Here is an 11,957-nt window from a genome sequence, read left to right as displayed (position 1 = left end):
GACATGCGCACCGCAGACGAGGGCCCGGACAGAGGCACGGACGACGGGCCCACGGGCCTCCAGTCGTTCGCTGTACTGCTGCGCCGTATGAACGGTGAGTTCAACCGAATCGCACATGAATTCGCCCAGGCACAGGGGCTGCACCCGACGGATGTGCAGGCCCTCGTCGCCATTCTCGACGCGGACCGTGAGGGCGGCCGCGCGATGACGCCGGGGCGGTTGCGGGAACAGCTGGATCTCACCTCGGGGGCGGTGACCGCTTGTCTGGACCGGCTGGAACGCGCGGGACACGTCCGGCGGGTACGGGACAGCGGCGACCGGCGCGTGGTGCGGCTTCACTACGCGGCCGCCGCGAAACATGTGGCCCGCGATTTCTTCAAGCCGCTGGCGGCGGGCACGGAAGCGGCGCGCAGGCAGTTCGCCGAGGACGAGCTGCGTGTCGTGATCCGCTTCCTCGAGGCCATGAACGAGGAGCTGGCGCAGCTGCGCCGCACCGGTACGGGGGCGTAGGGCCCGTCACTCCGCGGCGGCCGGCGGCTGCGCGAGATCACGGACCGGGCAGCCCCGCACGCCCGGGGTGGGGAACGTTCCGAGGTCCGCCACCTCGTATCCGTCCGGGTAGCCCTTGATCTCGGGGTTCTGCCGTGCGTAGTGCGGTGTGGTGCGCGGCGGCAGCAGGCGTACGGCGCGTGCGCGCAGTCGCAGCGCGCCCCGGGTGAGGCTCCGCGCCAGGGGAGCCGGGCGCTCGTAGCGGAAGGCGCGCAGCAGCGAGTCGTCCAGGAGCGCGAGGCTCGCGCCGCGGACGAGCGGTGCGAGGGGGCGGGGGTACCAGGAGGCCATCAGGTCCAGCGTGGCGTCGGAGACCGAGCGCGCGCCCTCGTCCCAGCCGAAGTGGGCTTCCTCGTAGGTGTCGAGGGTGCGCTCGAAGTCCTCGTACGTCCGCGGCAGGTCCTTGATCCCCATACGGGCGCCGAGCGTCCGGTAGTACGCGGCGAACGCGCGCAGCTCGTGGTCGCAGAGCCGGCGCCAGCCGTAGGCGTCGAGCCACCGCTTCGGGGTGACGACGAAGGTGCACAGGACGTAGCGCATGTCGTCGTTGCCGATGTCGTAGGCCGCGTGCATCCGGTTGATCCGGCGGAGGGCGGTGCGCCCCGGATCGCTGTCGAAGCCGTGCTCGACGACGGTGTCCAGGAGCAGCGCGGTGTCGTCGTACCGCTTCTGCGACCGGTCCGTCAGCTCTGCCGTCTCGGCGAGGAGCCGGCCGATGCTGGGGACGGCGTAGGTGCGGTAGAGGGCGAGTTCGAGGGCGCGGGTGATGTCCCAGGGGAACTCGTACGTGACGGTGATCCGGTAGATCTCCAGGAAGTCCCGCTCCGGATCGAGGCGTTGGATCTCCTTCAGCCGGTCGTAACGCTTCACCGCACCGTCCCCCTTGTCCAGGTCGAGTGTCCCAGCCTACGTCCGGGGGCAAGACGGTGAGTACGCGCGACGCACGCGCGTTGACGTTCTGACGTGTTGACGAAAGGCGGGGTTTCCCATGACCGCGATATTCGGCGTTCTGCGCAGAGCCGTGACCACGGGCCGCAGGGCCGGCCGCCCGGCGACGGTCCCCGCGGCGACCGGCCGCAGGCAGCACAACCTCTTCGAGGCGGCGGCCGTGTTCGTCGCGGCGTCGGCCGAGGACGACGAGGAGCGGATGGACGAGGCGAGCGGCTGGGTCTCGCCGGAGCAGCTCTCCTTCGGCGTCAGCGAGCTCGCCTGCCGGGCGGTGATCGCGCTCGCCCGTGAACGGAACGCGCCCCCGCAGGTGGTGGCGCGGGAGCTGCTGGGCCTGTCCGAGGGCTGAACCGGACGGAGAGGGGACGCGCCGGTGGGACATCCGTCCTCGTCAGGGGCCTCGACGGCGAGGTTACCCACTGGTTAGGGTGCGCCGACGGAAACCACGACGGACGAGGAGAACGCAGTGACCGGGACGGACGACGCGGTCGCCGACGACGACGCGCTGTATGTGCTGACCGCGGTCCTGCTGACGCCCGCGCAGTTCCCCAGCGTGCTCGGCGACGACTATCCGGCCGCGTGCGCGGCGCTGGGCCTCGAACCGTACGCCGAGGGGTACGGGCTGGTGCTGGGCCAGGACTCGGACGGCGCCCGGTGGACGGTCGTCGTGGACGACGTGTCCCTGGTGGCGGTGGCGATCGCGTCGTGGGACTGCGGCATGGAGTACGACCTGTCGCCGGACGACGGCTCGGTGGTCCGCGCCCTGCCCGGCTGGCCGCTCGCCGTGGCCGTCGCCGCGCCCGGGGTGCCCGCCCCGCACGACCCGGAACCCGGTCCGGAGGCGGACGGGCGGGACCCGGCCGCGCTGTCCCCTCCCGACACCGATGTGTGGGGCCCTGCCCAGCGCCGCCTGGGCGCGGACGCCATCGCCGCGCAGTGGGCCGCCTGGCGGGCACAGATGGACGACGAGGCGTCGCCCTCCGCAGCGCAGGCCGGCGAGGAAGACGACGCGGCGGCCGCCGGCGAAGGTGCACAGGCGGCGGACGGGGCCGGCCTCGTCCCGGAAGAGGTGTCGCCGCCACCGGCCCGCGACCCGCGTCCGGGCATCCGGCGGGCCCTGGCCGAGGCACGCGGCTATCTGGACGATCCGCCGCCGCCGGGCCGTGTCCGGTCCTCGTTCGCGCCGGGGGACGCCCGGATGATCCGGGCCGACGGCCCCGGCTGGTCGATGGTGGCCAGGACCGACGACATCGCCTTCCTGCTTCTGGACGAGGTCCCGGGCGAGATCCTGCCGGTCGGGCGCGGCCCCGAACTGCCCGGTCTCCTCACGGCCCTGGACGCGATGGCCGTACGCCCGTCCTGACCGCCGGCAAAGGGGACGGCCGACGAGGATCGGGCGGGGCCGGAGGTCAGACGCGGTCGAGCGGCCGGTGCGGCTCGGCGGGGAGCTCGGTCCTGACCGGGTCTCCGGGCCGGACCACGCCGCCGGCCGTGACGACGCCCATGATGCCGGCCTTGCGGACGATGTTGCCCGCCTCGTCGCGGCCGACGACCTGCTTGAGGAGGCCGCCCTGGAAGTCGTCGATCTGCTTGCACGGGTTGCGCAGTCCGGTCACCTCGACGACCGCCTCGTCGCCGAGATGCAGCAGGGTGCCGACGGGCAGGGCCAGCAGATCGATCCCCCGGGTCGTTATGTTCTCCCCGATGTCGCCGGGCGCCACCTCGAAGCCCAGCGCACGCACCTCGTCGAAGAGCTCCTCCTGGATGAGGTGGACCTGGCGCAGATTCGGCTGCGTGGGGTCCTGGGCCACCCGGGAGCGGTGCTTGACCGTGACCCCCGCGTGCACGTCGCCCTCCACGCCGAGGCCGGCGAGCAGGGTGACGCTGTCGCGGTTGGGCTTGGTGAAGCTGTAGGTCTCGTTCCTGCTGACGGCGGTCACGGTGCCACTCACGGCGGATACCCCTCTCAGCGGCCGGCTTCCTCAGCGGCCGATCTCCTTGCGTGTGATCCTACGGAGCCGGCGGCGCTGGCCGGGGTCCAGGGCGAGATACGCGAGCGTGGGCACTCCGACGAGCACGAGCAGGGACAGCCAGAACCCGATGAACGGCATCAGGACGACCGCGACGACGACTCCCCCGATGGCGACCTTGGCGCTGTTCGACATCGTCCGTACCTCCTCCGCGGCCCGTGGCCGCCTCTGATGGTGAGAACGCCCGCGCGCCCTCATCGGTTCCTGATTCCCGCTCCCCCGTACGGGGAGCGCCCGGTCACCGCAGCGGCGCACCGACCTCGTGCATATGGGTGAGCGCCTGCCGGTAGGACTCGACGAGTCCGGTCTCCGCGTAGGGCAGGCCGACGGCCTCGCAGTGGGCCCTGACCAGGGGCTGGGCCAGGCGCAGGTGCGGCCGGGGCATGCTCGGGAAGAGGTGGTGCTCGATCTGGTAGTTGAGGCCGCCCAGGAACCAGTCGGTGAGGGCCGCGCCGCGTACGTTGCGCGAGGTGAGGACCTGGCGCCGCAGGTGGTCCCAGCGGTCCCCGTCGGGGTCCGGCATCTCCATCCCCTTGTGGTTCGGGGCGAAGGCCATGCCGAGGTGGAGTCCGAACAGCGCGTGGTGCACGAGCGCGAAGACGACCGCCTTGCCCGGGGACAGGACGGTGAGCAGCAGCGTGGCGTAGAGGCCGAGGTGCGCGATGAGCAGGAGGCCGGACAGGGTGCGCTCGCGCAGGGGCTGCCGCTTCAGGTACTGGAACCCGGAGACCTTGAGGGCGATGCCTTCGAGGAGCAGCATCGGGAAGAACAGCCGGGCCTGGTTGCGGGTGAGCCAGCGGGCGAAGCCCTCGCGCTGGGCGGCCTGCTTCTGGGTCCACACGAGGGCGCCCACCCCGACGTCGGGGTCCTTGTCGATGTGGTTGGGGTTGGCGTGATGGCGTACGTGCTTGTCGTTCCACCACGCCTCGTTCATGCCGAGCAGCAGGTTGCCGTGGAAGAGGCCGAGCACGCGGCTCACCCTGCGGTTGCCGGTTATCTGGGAGTGTCCCGCGTCGTGTCCCACGAAGGCGGTGCGGGCCCAGAGCAGCGCCAGGGGCAGTGCGAGCGGCAGCACCCACCAGGTGTCGCCCAGGAGGACGATGCCGGTGACCACGGCCGCCAGGGCGAGCAGGTTGACGGTGATTCCGGCGGCGTACCAGCCGGTGCGCCGTTCGAGGAGTCCTTGCGCCTTGACGTCCCGCAGGAGCGGCGCGAAGTCGCTCTTCGGGGTCCGGGCGCCGTCATGTGCTGGTTCCGCTGCGGCAAGGGTGGCCTGGGGCATGGTGTCTCCGGTCTCGAATCCGCTCCGACCTCAGGAAACGTACGGTTCACGGGGGCTCCGGAGCCATGGCGCCACCACCCGGGGTGTGGTGGTGCCAGCACCCTCCCGGAGTGGGGGGCCGGCTGCACCGGGGGCCCGCACCGGACAGTCCATGTGCCGTACCTCACAGGTTTCGATCGCCCTGGAGAGCGGAGGATGGGGTACCCTCGGCGACCTTGGTCGGCTAGTCAAATTTGAGGAATCTGACATCGCTGTGCACAGTCCCTCCTCCGCTTCCCTCTCCACGATCTCCGCACTGGCCGGCTGCTCCGTGGTCTTCCTGCCCTCGGACCCCTCCCGCACCGGCCGCCTCGCCTTCTGGCACCCCGACGGCAGCAGCCCGCCCGAAGGCCTCGGCGAGCCCGGCACGCTGACGGTCGCGGGCCCCGACGCCCTGCCGTACGAGGTGCCGGCGCGCCTCGTGCCCGTCGCCGACGGGCTGCCCGTGCTCACCCGGGCGCGGGCGGCGGCGCACGCCTCCGCGGCCATGGCGTTCTGGGGCGCGGCGGGGCTGCTGGCCCTGCAGTTCGCCGCCCGGGGCCTGCTTCTTCCGGGGCTGAGCGCGACGGACCACGACAGCTGGCGCGCCGGACCGCTGACCCACGACGACCTGCTGCGCGTCCGTACCCTGGCCGCCTCCATGCCGCCCACCGCCCACGCCGCGCCCGTCGACGCGGCGGCCCGGCCGCTGCTCCTGCCCGAACCGGAGCATCTGGTACGGGCGTTCCTCGACGCGGTCGCCGACTCCCTGCCCCGGACCCCCGCCGCACCGCTCGCCGCGGGCGGGCCCGCGTTCACCGCGTGGGAGCCGCAGCACCTGCCCGGCCACCGGGCCTGGGCCGCCGATGTGGCGGCCGGTCACGACGCGGGCATCCGGCTGTCGTTGCGCGTGGAGGTGACGGGGCTCGACCGGGGCGACGGACCGGAATCCGGGCCTTCGTTCCGCGTGGTGCCGCAGATCCACAGCGTCAGCGACCCGGCCGTGGTCGCCGACGCCGCCGAGGTGTGGGCGGGCGGTGGTCCGGCCGGGGAGGCGTTCGGGCCGCGCGCCCGGATGGACATCCTGCTGATGCTGCGCCGGGCCGCCCGCGCCTGGCCGACGCTCGCTCCGCTGCTCTCGGCGGCCGTGCCGGACGCGGTGGAGCCCGCCGACGAGGAGATCACCGAACTCCTCGGGCCCGCCGCGCGGGCGCTCGCCGCGACGGGCGTCCAGGTCCACTGGCCCCGGGAGCTGACCGCCCGCAAGCTCACGGCGCGCGCGGTGATCGGCCCGGACGGCGACGAGGAGGACGGCGGCGCGCCCGGGGGTCTCGCGCGTACCGCGTCGGACGCCGCGCCGCTGTTGTCGTCCGACGCCCTGCTGGCCTTCGACTGGTGGTTCGCCCTCGGCGACCAGCGGCTCAGCCGCGAGGAGCTGGACCGGCTTGCCGAGGCGGGCCGGCCGCTGGTGCGGCTGCGCGACCAGTGGGTGCTCATCGACCCCGACGAGGCGCGGCGGGCCGGCGCGACCCAGGACCGCAAGGTCTCCCCGATCGACGCCCTGGGTGCGGCGCTGACCGGCTCAACGGAGGTGGACGGCCGGCGGGTCGAGGTCAGGGCCACCGGCTGGCTGGAACGGCTGCGCCGGCGCGTCGCCGATCCGGCCCGGCCGGGCGGCGGGGAGCCTGCGATCGGTCAGCCGGCCGAGCTCACCGCGACCCTGCGGGACTATCAGCTCCGGGGGCTGAACTGGCTGCACACCATGACCTCGCTCGGGCTCGGCGGCTGCCTCGCCGACGACATGGGGCTCGGCAAGACGATCACCCTGATCGCGCTGCACCTGCACCGCCAGTCCCTGGAAGGGGACACCGGTCCCACGCTCGTGGTGTGCCCGACCTCGCTCATGGGCAACTGGCAGCGCGAGATCGAGAAGTTCGCCCCCGGCACCCCGGTCCGCCGCTTCCACGGCGCGTCCCGCACCCTGGACGGCGTGGCGCCGGACGGGTTCGTGCTCACCACGTACGGGACGATGCGGCTGGACGCGCCGAGGCTCGCCGCGGCGCGGTGGGGCATGGTCGTCGCGGACGAGGCGCAGCACGTGAAGAACCCGTACTCCGCGACGGCCCGCGCGCTGCGCACGATCGGAGCCGGGGCGCGGGTGGCGCTGACCGGCACCCCGGTGGAGAACAACCTCTCGGAGCTGTGGGCGATCCTCGACTGGACGACACCGGGGCTGCTGGGGCGGCTCGGCACGTTCCGCACCCGGTACGCGCGGGCGGTGGAGGGCGGGGACCCGGCGGCGGCCGAGCGGCTGGGCGCGCTGGTGCGGCCGTTCCTGCTGCGGCGGCGCAAGTCGGACCCCGGCATCGCGCCGGAGCTGCCACCGAAGACGGAGACGGACCGGGCGGTGTCGCTGACGCCCGAACAGGCGGGGCTGTACGAGGCGGTGGTGCGGGAGACGCTGGCGGCGATCGCGGAGGCCGACGGCATGGCCAGGCGCGGTCTCGTGGTGAAGCTGCTGACCTCGCTCAAGCAGATCTGCAACCACCCCGCGCAGTACCTCAAGGAGGACGAACCGCGGATCGCCGGCCGCTCGGGAAAGCTGGAACTGCTCGACGAACTCCTGGACACCATGGTGGCGGAGGGGGCCGGGGTGCTGGTCTTCACCCAGTACGTCGCGATGGCCCGGCTGCTGGAACGGCATCTGGCGGCGCGCGGCATCGGCACGCAGTTCCTGCACGGCGGCACACCGGTCGCGGCGCGGGAGGAGATGGTGAACCGCTTCCAGGCGGGTGAGGCACCGGTGTTCCTGCTGTCCCTGAAGGCGGCGGGCACCGGGCTCAATCTGACGCGGGCCGGACACGTGGTGCACTTCGACCGCTGGTGGAACCCGGCGGTCGAGGCACAGGCCACCGACCGCGCGTACCGGATCGGGCAGACGCAGCCGGTGCAGGTCCACCGGCTGATCGCCGAAGGGACGATCGAGGACCGGATCGCGGACATGCTCGCCCGCAAGCAGGGGCTGGCCGACGCGGTGCTGGGGTCCGGCGAGAGCGCCCTGACCGAGCTCAGCGACGCGGAACTGGCCGATCTGGTGGAGCTTCGAGGGGGGACGCGATGAGGGACGGGTACGAGGCCGGGGAATTCGCCGACGGCGGCGACGAACGGGAGGACGGGATCGCCGCGCAGGAACGGACGTTCGCCGCCCTGCCCCCCGCGCCGGGCCGCGGTTTCGCCGCTTCCTGGTGGGGAAAGGCGTGGCTCAAAGCACTGGAGGACACCGCCCTGGACCTCCAGCAGCTGAAGGCGGGACGGCGCGTGGCCCGGGAGGGAGGGGTCGGCGCCGTGTCCGTGCGGCCCGGCCGGATCACGGCGGTGGTGCGTGAGCGGGACGGCAGCACCTACCGCGGCGATGTGCTGCTCCAGGAGCTGGACGAGCAGGAGTGGGACCGGTTCCTGGGCATGGCGGCCGAGCGGACGGGGCACATCGCCGCGCTGCTCGACCGGGAGATGCCGCCGCATCTGGTGGAGGACGCGGCGGCGGCCGGCATCGATCTGCTCCCGGGCATCGGCGATCTGGAACCTCGGTGCACCTGCGAGGCGTGGGACCACTGCCCGCACACCGCCGCCCTCTGCTATCAGGTGGCCCGGCTCCTGGACCAGGACCCGTTCGTACTGCTGCTGATGCGGGGGCGCGGTGAACGTGCGCTGCTGGACGGGCTCCAGGAGCGGATCGCGGCGACGGCCGGGGCGCCGGACGTCACGGCCGGGGCCCAGGAGCCGGCGTCGGACCCGGGGGCGGGCGGCGTACCGGCGGAGCAGGTGTACGCCGCCGGCTCCATCCTGCCCGCGCTGCCGGCTCCTCCGCTCCTTCCGGGCGAGCCGGGCCCCGCCCCCTCGCTGGACACGGAGACGGACCCCGAGGCGGGGGTGGACCCGACGGCGCTGGAGATGCTGGCGCGGGACGCGGCGGCCCGGGCGCACCGGATGCTCGCCGACGCGCTGGCGCCCGGTCACGAAGGGCGGCCGGTACCCGAGGGGCTGACGGTGCGCCAGGACGCGGTCAGGCTGGCCGCCGAGGCGCGTCCGGAGCCGTGGATCGTCCACCGGCTGGCGAGCGGCGCGGGGAAGACGCGCGCCGCGCTCCCCGCCGCGGTCGCGGCCTGGCGGTACGGTGGGGCGACCGCGCTCGCCGTGCTCGACGAGGACCGGCCCCTGGACGGCGAGGCGCTGGCCCGGGCCAGGACCCGGCTGGCCGAGGCGTGGGAGGAGGACGAGGCGCCACGGCTGCGGGCCGAGCGCAGCCGCTGGACGTCGGCGGACGGCGGCCTCCAGCTCCGCTACGGACCGGACGGGCGCTGGTATCCGTACCGGAAGGAGAACGGTCAGTGGTTCCCGGCGGGGCCGTCCGACGACGATCCGGCGGCTGCCTGGGCGCAGGCGCAGGGCGTCTGACGACGGGTCGGCTTCCCTGAACACCCCTGATATGGACAGGTTTTGGGGCTCCTGACGTCTTCCGCGACCTGCGTGGCGCCCGTACGGTGGGGCCCGCGCCCGGCGCCGCCCCTTCCGTATCCCTGCCCCTCTCACCCCCCACAGGAGTTCGCATGGAACGCAGAAGAATCCTTCAGGGCGCCGCGGTGGCCGCGGCGGGAGCGCTGCTTCCCGCCTCCGTCCGCGCCACCGCCGCGACGACGGGTGCCACGGACCATCCGTCGGCGCACTGGGTTCCCGCTTCGGCGTCCAACTACACGGTCTCTTCGCGCCCTTCGGCGTACCCCGTGCAGTACGTCATCATCCATGTCACCCAGGAGACGTTCTCCGATACGGTGTCCATCTTCCAGAACCCGGCGAAGCAGGTCTCCGCGCACTATGTGGTGCGCTCGGGCGACGGGTACGTCAACCAGATGGTGCGCGAGAAGGACATCGCCTGGCACGCGGGGAACTGGGACTACAACACGCGCAGCATCGGTATCGAGCACGAGGGGTGGGTGGACCGGCCCGCGTACTTCACCAATTCCATGTACGAGCAGTCGGCGCTGCTCACGGCCGGCATCTGCGACCGCTACGGGATTCCGAAGGACCGCGCCCACATCCTCGGTCATGTCGAGGTCCCGGGCACCGATCACACCGACCCGGGGCCGCACTGGGACTGGGTCCGCTACATCCGCCTGGTCAATCTCCTCGGCGCGGGCTGACCGGGCTGCGCACGAAGAGGATTCCCTGCGCATCGCCGTCGGGCGCGCCGTAGACATGGGGTACGTCGGCCCGCCACCGGGCCGAGGCCCCGGGCCCGACGGTGCTGGGGTCGCCGGGCCGCCCGACGACGGCGGTGCCGGCGAGGACCATCAGGCTCTCGGTCGTACCCGGCACATGGGCCTCCGACTCCTGGACCGCGCCGGCGCGGATGGTCACCCGGAACACATCGGTGACCGCTTCCCCGTCCTCGTACCGTTCGATCAGCACGGCGGTCACCGCGCTGCCGGAGACGACCGCCCGCTGCCCGTGGGGTGCGCCGTCCGGCAGCGGGTCGCTCAGGACCGCGCTGAGGGGGCGGCCGAGAGCGGTGGTCAGGGCGTAGAGGGTCTCGAGCGTGGGGTTGCGCCGGCCGCTCTCCAGCTCCGAGAGCGTGCCCTTCCCGACCCCGGAGCGGCGTGAGAGCTCCGACAGCGACACGTCCATACCGTGCCGCAGGGCCCGCAGCCTGCGCCCCACGTCCTCGTTCAGCCCCATCGCCGTCCGCCCGCTCGCCCATCCGGTTGACGGGCACCGGCCCGCGTCCCTAGTGTTCCACAAACAGAACGTTCCGTATACGGAACGCCCGGCAGCTCCCCCGGAAGTGGCTCACTCATGTCCGCGTTGACCCGCATACGTATCGCCGCGCCTCCCTCCGCCGTGGCGGCCGGGCTGATCGCCGTCATGGTCGGAGTCACCAGCTCCGCCGCGCTGGTCTTCACCGCCGCGAAGGCGGCGGGGGCGGACGCGCGCGAGATCTCCTCCTGGATGCTGGCGCTCGGCGTCGGACTGGCCTGCACCTGCGCCGGGCTCTCACTGCGCCACCGGGCACCGGTCGTGACCGCCTGGTCGACGCCCGGTGCGGCCCTGCTGACCACGGGTCTGAGCGGGGTGTCCATGGCACAGGCCGTCGGCGCGTTCATCTTCTCGGCGCTGCTCATCGTGGTGAGCGGTGTCACGGGCTGGTTCGCCCGGGTCATGGACCGCGTCCCCGTGCCGCTGGCCGCCGCACTGCTCGCCGGCGTGCTGCTGCGGTTCGGCACGGGCCTGTTCAGCACCATGGACAAGAGCTTCGCGGTCGCGTTCCCGATGTTCGTGATCTACCTGCTGGGCCGGCGCCTGCTGCCGCGTTACGCGGTGCTGCTGGCGCTGCTCGGGGGCGTGCTGGCCACCCTGTTCACCGGGGGCTGGCGGACCGGCGAGGTCCGGCTCGCCCTCGCCACCCCGGTCTTCACCGCGCCGGAGTTCGACTGGAAGGTGCTCGTCAGCGTCGGCGCGCCGCTGTTCGTCGTGACCATGGCCTCACAGAACCTGCCCGGTGTCGCCGTGCTGCGCGGTTCGGGTTACGAGGTGCCGGTGTCCCCACTGATGACCTGGACCGGAGCGGCCAACGCCGTGCTGGCGCCCTTCGGCGCGTTCGGGCTCAACCTCGCCGCCATCACGGCCGCCATCTGCACGGGCGACGAGGCGCACCCGGACCGCGACAAGCGCTATCTGGCGGCCGTCTGGGCGGGGTTCTTCTACCTGTGCGTGGGGCTCCTCGGTGCGACGGTCGCCTCGCTGCTGACCGCCATGCCGCACGAGCTCGTCATGGCGATCGCGGGGATCGGGCTCCTCGCGACGATCGAGTCCTCGCTGGCCACCGCGCTCGCGGACAAGGCGTCGCGCGAGGCGGCCGTCGTCACCTTCCTCGCCACCGCTTCGGGCGTGACGCTGCTGGGCATCGGCTCGGCGTTCTGGGGACTGCTGGCCGGCCTCGTCACCAGCGCGATCGCCACGGCGGGGCGCCCCGGCCGCGGGGAACCGGCGGCGAAGCCGCGGCCGGGCGGACTTCCCGTACGCTGACCGGTCCGGTACCGAAGGCGCCCTGTCCCGTACGTGGAACACAGTTGCCC

12 protein-coding genes are annotated in these 11,957 nt (G+C 73.1%); 7 read left to right on the top strand and 5 right to left on the bottom strand.

What is annotated here, in order from left to right; all coding sequences use genetic code 11:
- The first annotated feature begins 3 nt into the window (after positions 1 to 3).
- Entirely contained in the window at positions 4 to 510 is a 507-nt protein-coding gene (locus tag FKN01_RS05530) for a MarR family winged helix-turn-helix transcriptional regulator (protein WP_143616993.1), read from the top strand.
- Positions 511 to 516: 6 nt separating this feature from the next.
- On the opposite strand, the gene FKN01_RS05525 is transcribed toward FKN01_RS05530, so the two are convergent.
- A complete protein-coding gene (locus FKN01_RS05525) occupies positions 517 to 1,419 on the bottom strand; it encodes an oxygenase MpaB family protein (protein ID WP_143616991.1) in 903 nt (300 codons plus the stop codon).
- A gap of 118 nt (positions 1,420 to 1,537) precedes the next feature.
- On the opposite strand from FKN01_RS05525, the gene FKN01_RS05520 reads away from it, so the two are divergent.
- Entirely contained in the window at positions 1,538 to 1,846 is a 309-nt protein-coding gene (locus FKN01_RS05520) for a hypothetical protein (RefSeq protein WP_143616989.1), read from the top strand.
- 117 nt (positions 1,847 to 1,963) lie between these two features.
- A complete protein-coding gene (locus tag FKN01_RS05515; protein WP_143616986.1) occupies positions 1,964 to 2,860 on the top strand; it encodes a hypothetical protein in 897 nt (298 codons plus the stop codon).
- 46 nt (positions 2,861 to 2,906) lie between these two features.
- Here the strand turns inward: FKN01_RS05515 and FKN01_RS05510 are convergent, their stop codons facing one another.
- The 3 genes from FKN01_RS05510 to FKN01_RS05500 form a co-directional block, all read right to left on the bottom strand.
- Positions 2,907 to 3,449 (bottom strand): MOSC domain-containing protein, encoded by a 543-nt coding sequence (locus tag FKN01_RS05510; protein WP_185992751.1) that lies wholly within the window; start codon positions 3,447 to 3,449, stop codon positions 2,907 to 2,909.
- 30 nt (positions 3,450 to 3,479) lie between these two features.
- Positions 3,480 to 3,662 (bottom strand): hypothetical protein, encoded by a 183-nt coding sequence (locus FKN01_RS05505; RefSeq protein ID WP_073967032.1) that lies wholly within the window; start codon positions 3,660 to 3,662, stop codon positions 3,480 to 3,482.
- 103 nt (positions 3,663 to 3,765) lie between these two features.
- Entirely contained in the window at positions 3,766 to 4,809 is a 1,044-nt protein-coding gene (locus FKN01_RS05500; RefSeq protein WP_143616983.1) for an acyl-CoA desaturase, read from the bottom strand.
- 253 nt (positions 4,810 to 5,062) lie between these two features.
- Here FKN01_RS05500 and FKN01_RS05495 point away from each other — a divergent pair, with 253 nt between their 5' ends.
- From FKN01_RS05495 to FKN01_RS05485, 3 genes are all read left to right on the top strand, one after another.
- Complete coding sequence (locus FKN01_RS05495; protein ID WP_143616981.1) at positions 5,063 to 7,948, top strand: DEAD/DEAH box helicase; 2,886 nt, start codon at positions 5,063 to 5,065, stop codon at positions 7,946 to 7,948.
- A complete protein-coding gene (locus FKN01_RS05490) occupies positions 7,945 to 9,282 on the top strand; it encodes an SWF or SNF family helicase (protein ID WP_143616979.1) in 1,338 nt (445 codons plus the stop codon). Before FKN01_RS05495 ends, FKN01_RS05490 begins: the two co-directional genes overlap by 4 nt.
- Before the next feature lie 152 nt (positions 9,283 to 9,434).
- Positions 9,435 to 10,025 (top strand): N-acetylmuramoyl-L-alanine amidase, encoded by a 591-nt coding sequence (locus tag FKN01_RS05485; protein ID WP_143616977.1) that lies wholly within the window; start codon positions 9,435 to 9,437, stop codon positions 10,023 to 10,025.
- Here FKN01_RS05485 and FKN01_RS05480 read toward each other — a convergent pair.
- Positions 10,003 to 10,560, bottom strand: coding sequence for a helix-turn-helix domain-containing protein (locus FKN01_RS05480; protein ID WP_143616975.1), 558 nt, complete (start codon positions 10,558 to 10,560; stop codon positions 10,003 to 10,005). The two genes, FKN01_RS05485 and FKN01_RS05480, sit on opposite strands and share 23 nt — an antisense overlap.
- A 117-nt stretch (positions 10,561 to 10,677) precedes the next feature.
- Between FKN01_RS05480 and FKN01_RS05475 the strand changes: the two genes are divergently transcribed.
- Positions 10,678 to 11,907, top strand: a complete 1,230-nt coding sequence (locus FKN01_RS05475; protein WP_143616973.1) for a benzoate/H(+) symporter BenE family transporter — start codon at positions 10,678 to 10,680, stop codon at positions 11,905 to 11,907.
- Positions 11,908 to 11,957: the final 50 nt, after the last annotated feature.

This window comes from Streptomyces sp. 130, assembly GCF_007096885.1.
GTDB lineage: Bacteria > Actinomycetota > Actinomycetes > Streptomycetales > Streptomycetaceae > Streptomyces.
Note: the sequence above shows the minus strand (reverse complement) of the source record. Positions and strands in the feature narration are given on the sequence as shown.

Bases quoted from the DNA above. Each gene is read 5' to 3' on its own strand.
- FKN01_RS05490 (WP_143616979.1), top strand. From the start codon at position 7,945: ATGAGGGACGGGTACGAGGCCGGGGAATTCGCCGACGGCGGCGACGAA.
- FKN01_RS05485 (WP_143616977.1), top strand. From the start codon at position 9,435: ATGGAACGCAGAAGAATCCTTCAGGGCGCCGCGGTGGCCGCGGCGGGA.
- FKN01_RS05505 (WP_073967032.1), bottom strand. From the start codon at position 3,662: ATGTCGAACAGCGCCAAGGTCGCCATCGGGGGAGTCGTCGTCGCGGTC.
- FKN01_RS05500 (WP_143616983.1), bottom strand. From the start codon at position 4,809: ATGCCCCAGGCCACCCTTGCCGCAGCGGAACCAGCACATGACGGCGCC.
- FKN01_RS05475 (WP_143616973.1), top strand. From the start codon at position 10,678: ATGTCCGCGTTGACCCGCATACGTATCGCCGCGCCTCCCTCCGCCGTG.
- FKN01_RS05480 (WP_143616975.1), bottom strand. From the start codon at position 10,560: ATGGGGCTGAACGAGGACGTGGGGCGCAGGCTGCGGGCCCTGCGGCAC.
- FKN01_RS05530 (WP_143616993.1), top strand. From the start codon at position 4: ATGCGCACCGCAGACGAGGGCCCGGACAGAGGCACGGACGACGGGCCC.
- FKN01_RS05520 (WP_143616989.1), top strand. From the start codon at position 1,538: ATGACCGCGATATTCGGCGTTCTGCGCAGAGCCGTGACCACGGGCCGC.